Below are 12,213 nucleotides of genomic sequence, written 5' to 3' on the forward strand. Positions count from 1 at the left end.
GCCATGTCAGTACGTGCAAAATTTCAATGTAACAGCATCAATAAATCGCCGGATAACTCTTCGGCTGTCGTCCACCTTATCGCGGTAACGACTGGCAGCACGGAGAACGAAACCTGGTCGAAGTATACCCCCAGCGGTCAACTGCAAATGGTCATCTCTAACCCTGCAGCAGCGGAACAGTTTGAGCTGGGGAAAGAATACTTCATCGATATCACCCTGGCCGAATAAGCATTACAGGAGCCCTTCAATGAGGGGGCTTTGAGAATGCTTTAATAATAAAGATGTGACATAGTCGTATTGGTATCCACTGGAGAATTGATTATGTCAGATTTAGAATATTTTGATTATCTTGTACTTGGTGGTGAACATCACGGTGAAATTCATAATGGCTTGAAAACTCCGAAGCTAGAATTACATTCGAAAAAACAACCATTGCCAAGATTTTATGGCAAAGATGAGCCTGCTGAAGTAACTATTCCGAATGTAGTTACATACCAAGTAGTTGAGCATACGCGAGAAGATAAAAAGCATTTTTTTATAGCATCTAATGAAGACCTGAGTCAGTTTGATGTTGATGCCGAAATTTTGAAGTATGGCCCCGCACCAGTTAACTAGTTAGTGAAACGTTTTCAACCTGTGGCCTCGCGAATGCGAGGCTTTTTTTTGAGGTGCAATTTGGACATCGTGCCTATCACGTTCCGACAGGCCTGCGATTTCGTGCGTCTGTTACACCGCCACAACAAGCCGCCTGCCGGGCATAAATTCAGCATTGGTCTGCTGCATGAGGGGGTGCTGGTGGGGGTCGCTATGGGCGGTCGCCCGGTCGCGCGATTCTTTGATGATGGGCTGACGCTTGAAGTAAACCGTACCTGCACTGATGGAACTAGAAATGCTAACTCGATGCTGTATGGCGCTATGCGGCGAGCAGCATGGGGGATGGGTTATCGTAGGATTGTCACATATACCCAGACAGGTGAATCAGGTGCATCTTTACGCGCCGCCGGCTTTTCACTCGTCAAAACGATGCCAGCGCGCAAAAGTTGGGGGGAATCCAGTATTCAGCGCGGGGCTGGGCGTACTCATGATTTTGGAGGAATCGAGCGCTATTTGTGGGAAATACGACGATAGGCATTACAGGAGGCCTTCACGGAGGGGCTTCGATAATGCCCACACATCGCACAGAGGTAACACATGGCCGAAATCACCGCAGCAGAACAGACACGCCTGAATCTGCTTTCCACCCTGAACTACGACACCGCGGCCGCTGCTAAGGCGATTGCATTCGTACAGGACAGTCCGCTGAAATATCAGCTTTTCATCCAGCAATACAGCCGTGTGACAACTGAAACCGAAGTTGTTGCAAAGACTATCAAAGCGGTTCAAGAGGCGACGGAAGCGCTGGCGCTGTTTGACACCGCTTCCGAGCAGTCCAGCTAAGGCATTACAACAGGCATTCACTGAGTGCCTATGATAATGTCATAGCCTCAATAAATTATGGTCGAGGATCTTATGACAAGCAGAGAAATTGATTTGGAGCAGGCTCTTATCGCAGTGGTTGGAGCTTACCGAAATGCTGGTGGTGACGTAGAGAAGTTAAAACTTGATGCCCAAGGCCTAATTTTAGGGCACAGTGAATATCGCATAGTAGAACACCCAAATGTAACACAAGCTTGTAATGAAATAGAAAGTGCGGTGAACTTCAAAAAGTAATTTTCTCGTTTTTTTTCAGAGCCCCACCTTGGCGGGGCTTTTTTATTTGAGATGTATATTGGAAATAGTGGCGATTACTTATTTTCAACTTTTTTTACTAGAACTGGATTAAAACCATGCGCTTTCAAATAAGCGAATGCTTCTTCTTCTGTTTCAAAAGTTACTCCTTCAAGTGATGTACCGTCAGGGCATTCTGTCATCGGTTTGTCTGTCCACGGATTCATAACTGTAAAACTCATACAACTCTCCTTTTCGTGAGTCATGTTTTCGCTCATCAGAGATACAATTAGTGGGATGAAGGCTTCTGGTGTGAGACATCAATATCTATCAAAGACTAAATAAAGTAAAGAGGAACCTATGGCAAAACCGGACTGGGGCGAGCTTCAGCAACGGTTCCTGTCCGATCATGCCGCAACCGGCGTATCACCGAAAGATTGGTGTGAAGCGCAGGGACTGAACTACGCTACCGCCCGTCGATATATCAAAAAGCCTTCTGCGCAAACTGCGCAAAAAACTGCGCAGAAGAAATTGCGCACTGCGCAGAAGGAAAAGTGCACAGAAGAGCTGGTGGATAGCAAACTGAGTCCAAAGGTAAAGCGCTTCATTGCCGAATACCTCAAGGACCAGAACGCCACGGCAGCCGCTGAGCGCGCTGGCTATAGCGACCCAAACTACGGGCGGCAACTCCTAACGAATCCTAACGTTGCGCAGGCCATTGAGCAGCAGCAGAAAGCGTCCATTGTGCGCACACTGGGCAGCGCCGATGAAGTGCTCGAACAGATGTGGCAGCTTGCCACCTTCGATGCCAATCACCTTTCACAATATCGCCGCGGAAGTTGTCGTTACTGCTGGGGCTTCGGTCACCAGTATCAATGGCGCGATGCTGTCGAGTATGAAGAGAAGCGACTTGAAGCGCTTGAGCGTAAACGTCGCGAGCCTTTGGACGATGGCGGCTATGGTTACGACCACACCAGCGCGCCTAATCCTGAATGCCCCCGTTGCAATGGCGACGGTGATCGATAACGCCGCTCGGTTCCTGCTGAAAGGCTGGGAGGGAGTAGGTCAGTTAGTCGACGGCATAGAGGTTGCTCTCGACTACACCCCAGAACTTGGGGCCGCCATGCTGAAACAGCACCCGGCGCTATACTGGCTGATACTGGCTGAGGCGGCAAACATTGCTCAGGGTAAGGAGCAGCAGACTCAGGAAACCGTAAAAAAGCCATAGAGGCCCAAAAGTGGCTAAAGGATTTCGCTGGCGAGCAGGGCGAGAAAGCAAAGTGGCGCAGGGAGAAGCTAAATCTCCCACCCATTCCAGAGCCTGAAATCGATGCGGTCACTGGGGAGATCCTCAACGCTTACGCCATGATATCGCGCGGCAGGAAGTATGCCGGCATGGCCGGAGTGCCGCTCCCTCTATCCCTGAATGATATTGAGCTTTACCTGGCATCGCGCACCATCCTGATCGACCGCATTGAGTTTGACGCAGCAATACTGGCCCTCGATGATGCCTGGAGAGTTGAGTGGGCTGAAGAGCAGAAAAGACAGGCAAAAGTGAAGTAGTCATATCATTGTCCCTACCTTTTCCTGTGCTAACCTGTGAGCAAATGTTAATGATGAGGATAGGGATGTGAAAAGGGCTTTGGTGGTCGGGCTTGGTTTAATGGCATTGTTGGGCTGCGATGACAAGTTTCAAATATCAAAACTACTCCCCCCTAAAGACCCACCTTCAATTGCTGAGATGATAGCTACGGGGAAAGAGGAAATAACGTCGGAATGTAAAAAAGGCGATGTTTCCTTTAACTGTGAATTCCTCACTGGCGATTTAACCGGGACGGGAAAGTGGCATCATACCAAGCTGTACCTGCATAACAACGGGATGGTAGATATGATTATTGACGGCAAGGCTTACTATCAAAGCGATATCAGCAGTAACACCTTTGCGGGTCAGGAGACAACTACCTTCACAATGAAAGGCGTTGGTGGCGACAATGGTGAAGTAAATATCGTTAGATCCAATGAAGGGAAATCCTTAAATTTTGAAGCCTATAACAAAGATGACAAACGGTTTGTTATGGGAGGCGTTAAATTGCAGTAACTCAATCGAGGGATGAAGATAGCCTTCACTGATTATCATTTTTTAAGTATTTCCTAACCCGCTTTATCGGCGGGTTTTTTATTGCCCGGAGATAAGGTAAATGGCAGAACAAGAATCACGGCTAGCGATACGCCTGGACAGCTCCGGGGCAGAGAAGCAGGCTGACAGCCTTACTGTTGCGCTTGATAAGATGACTCAGTCTGGTGATAAGGCCGTAACCAGCATATTCAAAGTGACAAAAGCGACTGACGATGAAAAAGATGCTCTCAATAAATTACGAGCAGCCATTGATCCGGTTGGTGCTGCAATTGATACAGTCGGTCGCCGCTATAGTGAGCTAAAAAAATACTTCGATAAGGGTCTAATTGACGAGGAAGAGTTTCGTTCGCTGTCTAAGATGCTGAATGACACCACTGAGGAACTAAGTGGTGTTGCACAAGCTCAACGAGAAGCAGAGAAGGCCAGCAAACTGGCTGCTGTGCAGCAGGAGGCGCAGGCTGATGCATTCCAGAGAATGCTCGATAAAATCGACCCTCTGGCAGCTGCTCTTCGCAATCTTGAACAACAACAAAGTGAACTGAATACTGCCTTTAAATCGGGCGCAATTAATACTTCCCAATATGATGCATACAGCAAAAAACTTCAGGAGACTCGTCGGGAAGTCACTGGCGAAGCACAAGCCGAGCGCGAGGCTGTAAAAGCACATGATGAGCAGGTAAATGCACTGCGTCGTCTTGAGGCCCAAATAGATCCCGTAGGTGAAGCATTCCGTCGCCTTAACGAGCAGCAGCGCCAGCTGGATACAGCTAAAACATCCGGGATGCTGTCGCCCCTGGCTTACGATCGCCTCAACAGTAAACTTGCAGAATCCCGCGATGCTCTGGAGAAAACCCAGGCGCAATTGGGTAAAACAAGCCAATCTGCAGCTCAGACTGCCAACGCTATGCGCATGATCCCTGCTCAGATGACCGATATCGTTGTCGGTCTTTCTACCGGGCAGTCACCGTTTATGGTTCTTATGCAGCAGGGCGGTCAGCTCAAAGATATGTTTGGCGGCATTGGGCCAGCGATTAAGGGCGTTGGCACATATGTCATGGGTCTGGTTAATCCCTATAGCGTAGCAGCTGCTTCAGTTGGGTTGCTAACTTATGCCGTCTATCAGAACCGACAGGAAATTGATGCTGCGACAAAAATAGCCACAACGTCTCTTGGCGCTAACGGAGATGCTGCAGAACGGCTGGCGCTTAATATGGTTGCCATATCTGACAAGACTGGTCAGGCGATTGATGAAGTCAGTAGTATGTTTATAACGACTAATGATGGTGCGAGCGAAGCAATAAATAAGCTTATCGACGTTGGTTTTAGTTATGACGAGGCAAGGACAAAGGTAGCCCAATACAAGGACTCTGCTAATTTCACCGCCTTGAATGCTGATATTGATAAGCATCGACGGGAGATCCTGAAAATAGGTGATTCGTGGACAGCTGCAGCTATTGAGGTCAAAAATTATTACACAGCAGCGGATAAGGGTAGGCAAAACGTAGCGCTTGGTGGCGCAATTGACCCTACGATGAGGTTTATCGGCCAGGCATTAGATCTGCAAACCACGATGAACACACTTACCATTGAAGGTAATAAGGCGGTAAAAAATTCCGTTGACTGGATTAATAAGGAGTATCTGGCGGCAGACAGGGTTGCCGGTGCAGAAGCTCGGTTAAAGGAGGCAAGAGCACAGTCCAGAAAAATTGCTTTCTCAGGAAATAAAGAAGCAATCGAACAGGCCAATGCGCTAATTGCTGTAAGAGAAAAGGAACTTGAGCAGGCCAAAAAAGCTGGGCAGCCTAAGACCCACAAAGAAAAAGCCTATACAGAGGACGCATCAACCCGGCTGCTTGATCAGATAAACCAGCAGACTGCTGCCATGCAGTCCCAGCTGGATGCCAGTGACAAGCTTAATAGCGCGACACAGGCTCGGATCAAGTTCGAGCAGCAGATTGCTGACCTCAAATCTAAAACGCAGCTCACCGCTGACCAGAAGTCGATCCTTTCCCGTTCAGATGAAATCCTCCAGGCGTATAAGCAGCAGGAGGCACTGCAAAATTCCGTAAAAACCCTGGACGATTATCGGAAGATGCAGGAACAGGTAAAGACGAAGGATGAGCGGACCAACGATCTGCTTAAAACCCGTCTTGAACTGCTGGAGAAGGCCAAAGCAACCGGGCAACTAAAACCCGGTGAATATGAAAAAACGCGGGCAGATATTTATCAAAACACCGATATGCAACTGCCCTCGACGGTTCGTAATGTTGTAGGAAACCTGACACCCACAGGAGGGCGACTCTCAGGAACTTTTGAGGGGATGCAGGGGCAAATCAACGAATATGACCAGGCTCAGCAAGAGCTCCAGCGCTGGCTGGCAGCTCAGGAGGAAGCTTATGCGAAGGCCGGTGAAATAACTGCCGAGGGTGAGGCCAGAATGACCTCTATTCGTCAGCGTGCAGCGGATGCAAATCAGGTCATAGAAGCTCAGAAAAACACCATCATATCTGCGGCCACGCAGTCCTTGTTTGATAGCACCGCTGAAATCATGCGAACGGGGTTTGGTGAGCAATCGGCAATCTACAAGGTCGCTTTTGCTGCGAGCAAGGCATTCGCTATCGCGGACTCAATGGTGAAAATCCAGCAGGCTATAGCAAGCGGTGCAGTTAGCGCGCCTTATCCGGCCAACATCATCGCTATGGCCTCAATCGCTGCGCAGACTGCCAGTATCGTCTCAAATATCCAGGCTGTTTCAGGTGTTGGCTTCGCCTCCGGCGGTTACACAGGCCCCGGTGGTAAGTATCAGCCAGCGGGTATTGTTCACAAAGGAGAGTACGTCTTCGACCAGGCATCAACGAACCGGATCGGCGTGTCTCAGCTTGAGGCACTTCGAAATGGCCAACCGCTTGATGCAACTCTGGGGCGTACAGGGTTTGGTACTGGTGTTCAGAACGTTAACAGCGATAACCGTAGGCAAACAACTGTACACGCGCCGATTAATCAGGAGTTTCATCTCCAGGGTATTACTCCGGAGCAGTTGAGCGCTACACTCAATCAGAATAATCGACAGCTTTCCAGGCAGTTAAAAGGTGAACTCACAAAGGAGGTTACCATGCCACAAGGAGCTTTTGGCAACGCTCTAAAAGGAAACTATACACGACACGGTCCTAGGTAAGCTAAACTGCATTAGCTGAGACTTGATTAGGTAGGTAAGTCTAACAATCTGAGTAGGTGCAAGAAAACACAAGGATCTTATTAATGGAAGCGTTGTTAACATTTACATTTAAAGACTTCATAGCTTTTATGATTCCTCTTTTTATTGGCGGACTTATCTTCAATAGGAGACGTAAAAGTAAGGAGGTCCGAGTGAAGTTTTCATTTCTTTGGCTTGTTTTGATAGTCGGTGGAATTCTTGAAATATGCGATGACATCTACACAACTTATTCCTATAGGCATAATCACTTATATAATAATGATACGCTTACAACCGTGTTTAACTATGATTTTGCAAAAATTGTTTTTTGTGGGGTTTTGATCTTTGTTTCTATTGCGCTTCTTCTTCAGGAGTTGCTTTTAAACAAGCAGTCACATTGACGTATATTGCCTGTCGGCACATCGCCCTTTTTTATTTTGATGTGGGGCTGTGCCGAAACAATGTAAGCTCACATTAAAGTCAATAAAATTAATATATTGATAATGCTGTTTTTTCTCTTGAGATGAGTTGGTAAATATATCTCCTTGTGTGTTTGTGTCGATTTAATAAGATTTTTATCTCCGTTAATCTGAACCAAAAATCAGAGATTTCTTCGATTCCATCGTGCTTTATTCTGAAATGAATACCCTCCTGAGGTTAATGGTGAAATTTTATTCGAGATACTTTACCGGGAGACTGCATGACTGATATCTACTACCCACATGAAAGCCTCCCTTTGCCATTACAGGAAGGATACGGATTTCAGCCTGTAAGCCCGTTAAAACGAACCCAGTTAACCACCGGTCGCGCGAGGCAAAGGCGGTCTTTTACGTCCACGCCGACGCAGGCCAGCATCACCTGGTTTATGGAAACCGATGCGCAGGGCCTGGCGTTTGAGTCCTGGTTCCGTGATGCGTTATCTGACGGGGCAGCGTGGTTCATGATGAAGCTGCAGACGCCGGCGGGCATTAAGTTTTACAAATGCCGCTTCACAGATATTTATCAGGGACCGGTGCTGGTGGCCCCGATTTACTGGAAGTACACGGCAACGCTTGAATTATGGGAGCGCCCCCTTGCTCCTGCCCCATGGGGTAATTACCCGGAATGGATCGTCGGCAGCTCACTGCTGGATATTGCGCTGAATAAGGAGTGGCCGAAGCATGACGCAGATTAAACGCCTCTACGCCAGCAGCGGGCCGGAGGTGATCATTGAAACGCTGCAGATCACCGTTGGCTCAGATATTCACTACCTGTGTCAGGGCTACGAGGATATTACGGCGACGACGGAGAACGGTGATACCGTAACGTTTACCGCCTGTGCGATAGACATTGCGCTGCCGGCGCGCAATGCGGACGGCACGCAGGACCTCAAATTTGCCCTGTGCAATATCGATGGTGATGTGTCCACGGCGATCCGCTATGCCCTGGCTAACAGATTGCCTGCATGGCTGACGTACCGGAGTTATATCTCTACGGATTTAGCAGCGCCTGCGGCAGTGCCGTATACGCTGAAAATCAAGTCGGGCTCCTGGACGGCGACAGAGGTTCAGATCACAGCGGGTTACATGAACATCCTCGATACTGCCTGGCCGCGTTACCGCTACACGCTCCCTGTCTTCCCTGGACTGCGTTATATCAGCTAAGGAATCCATCATGTTTATTCCTGATAAATACCGTTCAGTCACCTGGCTGAAGGGCGGGCGCGTATATCCGCAGCTCGACTGTTTCGGCATTGTGAACGAGATACGCCGCGATCTGAATTTACCCGTCTGGCCCGATTTTGCCGGGGTCACCAAAGACGACGGCGGCCTCGATCGGGAAGCGCGCCGGATGATGCTTACCCTTGAGCGCTGCGAACCCTGCGAAGGGGCCGGGGTGGCCTGTTATTCCGGGTCGACTGTCACCCATGTAGGGATCGTAGTCAGTATCAATGGTCTGTTGCATGTGGCGGAATGCAACCCGGGTACGAACGTCACCTTTCTGCCGTTGCCGCGGTTTAAGCGCCGATTTGTCAAAGTGGAGTTCTGGCAATGACCATTCGTTTTTACCCGTCCCGGCTTCCCGGTGAACCACTCGAAACGCATGAGCATGGTGTTACGAGCATTCGCAGCTGGCTGGTTGCCAATGTCGAAAACTATACCGACCGGGATGTCCCACCGCTGACCGTTGAGGTTGAGGGTCAGTCAATTCCGCCAGGCGAGTGGGCTTCTTGCATAGTCCGCCCTGATAGTGATGTACGGCTTTATCCGGTCCCCTTCGGGCTGGAGGCCGCGACCATTGCGTGGATAGGTGTCGGTATCTCCGTTGCCGCTGCAGCCTATTCGCTTTTTATGATGAGCACCATCGATACGGGCGGCTATACCTCATCCACAGGGCGGAGTCTCGACCTGAACCCGGCGCGGGCCAACACCGCAAAACTCGGTGATGCCATTCGTGAGGTATTTGGCCGGGTGCGTATCTACCCTGATTATGTGGTGCAGTCGGTTACCCGGTTTGATGCCGCCGATCCTACGAAAATGCGCGTCCAGATGCTGCTGTGTCTCGGTGTCGGTGAACTGATTTATACCAATGGCGATATCAGGGTTGGCAGTACGCCAGCTTCAACGCTACCGGGATTCAGCAGCACCCATTACCCGCCAGGCGCGGACATTTCCGGTGATGAGCGCAGCGAAAACTGGGTCAACTCCACCGAAGTGGGCGGGACGTCATCCGGCACCGGGCTGGATATGGCCCAGACGTCGCCGGACGCAGACGACATTATCGCAGACAGCATGACCGTCTCCGGATCGAGCGTGACGTTTACGGGGCTGGATACGGATGATGATGACGATAATGACGAGAACGATAACGCACTGCCGCCCAACTGGGTCGCTGGCGCCGTGGTCGAACTTAAAGCCCCGGCGAACTACCAGATCACCACGGCGGCCGGATACAGCGTTATCGCAAGCCCGCTGCTGACGGAGATCGCGCCGGTAGTAGGTATGCCGGTGACGCTGGGGTTTAACTCTGTCGATTACGATCTGTTTATCGCGTCATATACCCCCGGTCAGGCTGCAGTGCCCGGCACCGGGGGGAGTGCGGCAAAAGTCCAGGCCAGTGCGGCCCCGACCACCTACGATTTTTCGACCAGCTCCAGCACGTTCACGATCACCTGGCAGGGGGTTACCTACCCGGTGTCGCTGGTGGCTAACTACGTCTCGATGTCGGGACTGCTGGCGGCCATCACCGAGGGACTCACCGGCTCCGGCCTGGTTGCGCAGGACAACGGCGGCAGCGTACTGATAACCGAGTCGGCCAGTCCGTTCGCGGGTGGGGAGATCACGTCCTCTTCGCTGCCTGCAGCTGTTTTCGGTGATGCCCCGGTTTACACCTCCGGCACGGCATCAACCGGCGGCAGCCCGGCGGTAACGGCGAATGTGACGCTTGCCTATAACAGCGCCACGGGAACGGCCTTTTCCGGCATGCCGGAGGGGGTGCAACGGCTTTCACTTGCTCACCGCGGGAATGAGTACCGCATTGTCTCTGCCGACGGCACGACGGCGACGGTGGCGCGCCTGGTTAACGGTGCCGTTGATGAGTCATGGCCGGGTTTCACCGCCAGGACGATGATTGACTATGAGGCCACTGGCCTTAACGACACGCTGAGCTGGCTGGGGCCGTTCCTCGTATGCCCTGAAAATGAAGTAGTGGATGCGTTCGAGGTGAATTTCTCCTTCCCGAACGGCATCTGTGGCTTTGACAGTAAGGGCAAAAAACGGATCCGCCACGTGGAGTGGGAGATACAGTATCGCGTCTACGGTTCCGGATCGGGGTGGGTGAGTCACCAGGGCGAGTATGCGCTGAAAAACGTCAACGGGCTGGGATTCACTGAGCGGATCACCCTCAGCTCTCCGGGGCTGGTAGAGGTTCGCTGTCGCCGGCGCAATGAGCAGGGCTCAAACAACGCGCGAGACAGTATGTACTGGCAGGCACTGCGCGGGCGACTGCTGACGCGCCCTTCATCCTATCCCGGCGTGTCGCTGATGGCGGTGACCGTTGAGACGGGCGGGAAGCTGGCGGCGCAGTCGGACCGCCGCGTAAATATTGTGGCCACGCGGGCCTACGACTCAGGAACGGCCAGAACCATTTCGGGAGCGCTGCTGCATGTCGCGAACTCTCTTGGGCTGGAAATGGATGTCGACACCATCAACGCGCTGGAGTCTGCGTACTGGACGCCACGGGGCGAGTATTTCGATTTCGCCACGGGCGACAGTATCTCAGCGCTGGAAATGCTGCAGAAGATAGCCAATGCCGGGAAGTCCCGCTTCCTGTTGAGCGATGGCCTGGCGACGGTAAACAGGGAAGGGATTAAGCCCTGGACTGGCGTGATCACTCCGCATGAGATGGTGGAGGAGCTGCAGAGCGGATTTACCGTACCGTCCGACGATGATTTTGATGGTGTCGACGTGACGTACATCAACGGGACTACCTGGGCAGAGGAGACCGTTAAATGCCGGACGCCTGATAATCCCACGCCGGTGAAAATCGAGAACTACAAACTCGATGGGGTACTGAATCAGGATCACGCCTACCAGATCGGCATGCGTCGCCTGATGAAATACCTGCAGCAGCGGGTGACGTTCCAGACCACTACCGAGCTGGACGCGCTGTGCTACAACACGGGCGATCGCATAGTGCTCACGGATGATATTCCGGGCAACAACACGATTTCCTGTCTGGTGGAGGCGATGACAACGGCGGGTGGCGTGACAACGTTCACCGTCACGGAGCCGCTGGACTGGTCTTTCGAAAATCCCCGCGCGCTGATCCGCTATCAGGATGGCTCTGCATCCGGGCTGATGGTAGCGAGCAGGGTGGGTGATTTTCAGCTGTCAGTCCCGCACCTGAGCGAGTTTGATGATCCCATGCGGGTTGACCTGTCGTCGGCAACCATCGAGCCGATCCGCCTGGTGTTCTGCGGCTCAACGCGCCACGTCTACGACGCCATTGTAGAGGAGATCGCCCCGCAGTCTGACGGAACCTGTCAGGTCACCGCTAAAGAATACCTCGAATCGTTCTACCAGTACGACGACGCCACATACCCCGGCGACGCTGCTTAATACCAAAAAAATCCCTTTCAACTTTTCTTTCGCTCAAACCCTCGTTTGGGCGAACGCCTTTTTTGGAGCAAAAAACA

At 51.5% G+C, this 12,213-nt stretch carries 14 protein-coding genes and 2 pseudogenes; 15 read left to right on the forward strand and 1 reads right to left on the reverse strand.

Features of this window, described 5'->3' with window-relative positions; all coding sequences use genetic code 11:
* The first annotated feature begins 3 nt into the window (after nucleotides 1–3).
* The 5 genes from AS136_RS24515 (at nucleotide 4) to AS136_RS24525 (ending at nucleotide 1,710) form a co-directional block, all read left to right on the forward strand.
* Nucleotides 4–228, forward strand: a complete 225-nt coding sequence (locus AS136_RS24515) for a hypothetical protein (protein WP_063267072.1) — start codon at nucleotides 4–6, stop codon at nucleotides 226–228.
* Nucleotides 229–321: 93 nt separating this feature from the next.
* Nucleotides 322–615 (forward strand): hypothetical protein, encoded by a 294-nt coding sequence (locus AS136_RS28375; RefSeq protein WP_148718836.1) that lies wholly within the window; start codon nucleotides 322–324, stop codon nucleotides 613–615.
* Between the two features lie 60 nt (nucleotides 616–675).
* On the forward strand, nucleotides 676–1,128 hold the full coding sequence (locus AS136_RS29150) for an XF1762 family protein (protein ID WP_074158381.1): 453 nt from the start codon (nucleotides 676–678) through the stop codon (nucleotides 1,126–1,128).
* A gap of 63 nt (nucleotides 1,129–1,191) precedes the next feature.
* Nucleotides 1,192–1,437 (forward strand): DUF2560 family protein, encoded by a 246-nt coding sequence (locus AS136_RS24520; protein ID WP_063267073.1) that lies wholly within the window; start codon nucleotides 1,192–1,194, stop codon nucleotides 1,435–1,437.
* Between the two features lie 72 nt (nucleotides 1,438–1,509).
* Nucleotides 1,510–1,710, forward strand: coding sequence for a hypothetical protein (locus AS136_RS24525; protein ID WP_148718837.1), 201 nt, complete (start codon nucleotides 1,510–1,512; stop codon nucleotides 1,708–1,710).
* A 74-nt stretch (nucleotides 1,711–1,784) separates the two neighbouring features.
* Here AS136_RS24525 and AS136_RS28510 read toward each other — a convergent pair whose 3' ends face one another.
* Nucleotides 1,785–1,949, reverse strand: coding sequence for a hypothetical protein (locus AS136_RS28510; RefSeq protein WP_158512116.1), 165 nt, complete (start codon nucleotides 1,947–1,949; stop codon nucleotides 1,785–1,787).
* Nucleotides 1,950–2,067: 118 nt separating this feature from the next.
* Between AS136_RS28510 and AS136_RS24530 the strand changes: the two are divergent.
* The 10 genes and pseudogenes from AS136_RS24530 to AS136_RS24570 all read left to right on the forward strand — a co-directional run.
* A pseudogene (locus AS136_RS24530) lies at nucleotides 2,068–2,724 on the forward strand (terminase small subunit); the annotation flags it as partial.
* A pseudogene (locus AS136_RS24535) lies at nucleotides 2,723–2,935 on the forward strand (hypothetical protein); the annotation flags it as partial. The pseudogenes AS136_RS24530 and AS136_RS24535, both read left to right, overlap by 2 nt.
* A gap of 167 nt (nucleotides 2,936–3,102) precedes the next feature.
* Entirely contained in the window at nucleotides 3,103–3,270 is a 168-nt protein-coding gene (locus tag AS136_RS27565) for a hypothetical protein (protein WP_004184440.1), read from the forward strand.
* A gap of 67 nt (nucleotides 3,271–3,337) precedes the next feature.
* Nucleotides 3,338–3,805, forward strand: coding sequence for a hypothetical protein (locus AS136_RS24540; protein ID WP_038421372.1), 468 nt, complete (start codon nucleotides 3,338–3,340; stop codon nucleotides 3,803–3,805).
* Nucleotides 3,806–3,905: 100 nt separating this feature from the next.
* Nucleotides 3,906–7,019, forward strand: a complete 3,114-nt coding sequence (locus tag AS136_RS24545) for a phage tail length tape measure family protein (RefSeq protein ID WP_063267075.1) — start codon at nucleotides 3,906–3,908, stop codon at nucleotides 7,017–7,019.
* A gap of 83 nt (nucleotides 7,020–7,102) precedes the next feature.
* Complete coding sequence (locus AS136_RS24550; RefSeq protein ID WP_063267076.1) at nucleotides 7,103–7,438, forward strand: hypothetical protein; 336 nt, start codon at nucleotides 7,103–7,105, stop codon at nucleotides 7,436–7,438.
* 299 nt (nucleotides 7,439–7,737) lie between these two features.
* A complete protein-coding gene (locus AS136_RS24555; protein ID WP_063267077.1) occupies nucleotides 7,738–8,211 on the forward strand; it encodes a hypothetical protein in 474 nt (157 codons plus the stop codon).
* On the forward strand, nucleotides 8,198–8,680 hold the full coding sequence (locus AS136_RS24560; protein WP_063267078.1) for a DUF1833 family protein: 483 nt from the start codon (nucleotides 8,198–8,200) through the stop codon (nucleotides 8,678–8,680). Before AS136_RS24555 ends, AS136_RS24560 begins: the two co-directional genes overlap by 14 nt.
* Nucleotides 8,681–8,690: 10 nt before the next feature.
* Nucleotides 8,691–9,071: a hypothetical protein gene (locus AS136_RS24565; RefSeq protein WP_063267079.1), complete on the forward strand. Its 381-nt coding sequence runs from the start codon at nucleotides 8,691–8,693 to the stop codon at nucleotides 9,069–9,071.
* Entirely contained in the window at nucleotides 9,068–12,136 is a 3,069-nt protein-coding gene (locus AS136_RS24570; RefSeq protein WP_063267080.1) for a host specificity factor TipJ family phage tail protein, read from the forward strand. The genes AS136_RS24565 and AS136_RS24570 overlap by 4 nt, the downstream gene beginning before the upstream one ends.
* Nucleotides 12,137–12,213 lie beyond the last annotated feature (77 nt).

Source organism: Klebsiella sp. D5A (assembly GCF_001620885.1).
GTDB lineage: Bacteria > Pseudomonadota > Gammaproteobacteria > Enterobacterales > Enterobacteriaceae > Klebsiella > Klebsiella variicola.

Coding starts and splice junctions, on each gene's coding strand:
- AS136_RS24515 (WP_063267072.1), top strand. CDS start 4: ATGTCAGTACGTGCAAAATTTCAATGTAACAGCATCAATAAATCGCCG.
- AS136_RS28375 (WP_148718836.1), top strand. CDS start 322: ATGTCAGATTTAGAATATTTTGATTATCTTGTACTTGGTGGTGAACAT.
- AS136_RS24520 (WP_063267073.1), top strand. CDS start 1,192: ATGGCCGAAATCACCGCAGCAGAACAGACACGCCTGAATCTGCTTTCC.
- AS136_RS24525 (WP_148718837.1), top strand. CDS start 1,510: ATGACAAGCAGAGAAATTGATTTGGAGCAGGCTCTTATCGCAGTGGTT.
- AS136_RS28510 (WP_158512116.1), bottom strand. CDS start 1,949: ATGAGTTTTACAGTTATGAATCCGTGGACAGACAAACCGATGACAGAA.
- AS136_RS27565 (WP_004184440.1), top strand. CDS start 3,103: ATGGCCGGAGTGCCGCTCCCTCTATCCCTGAATGATATTGAGCTTTAC.
- AS136_RS24545 (WP_063267075.1), top strand. CDS start 3,906: ATGGCAGAACAAGAATCACGGCTAGCGATACGCCTGGACAGCTCCGGG.
- AS136_RS24550 (WP_063267076.1), top strand. CDS start 7,103: ATGGAAGCGTTGTTAACATTTACATTTAAAGACTTCATAGCTTTTATG.
- AS136_RS24555 (WP_063267077.1), top strand. CDS start 7,738: ATGACTGATATCTACTACCCACATGAAAGCCTCCCTTTGCCATTACAG.
- AS136_RS24560 (WP_063267078.1), top strand. CDS start 8,198: ATGACGCAGATTAAACGCCTCTACGCCAGCAGCGGGCCGGAGGTGATC.
- AS136_RS24565 (WP_063267079.1), top strand. CDS start 8,691: ATGTTTATTCCTGATAAATACCGTTCAGTCACCTGGCTGAAGGGCGGG.
- AS136_RS24570 (WP_063267080.1), top strand. CDS start 9,068: ATGACCATTCGTTTTTACCCGTCCCGGCTTCCCGGTGAACCACTCGAA.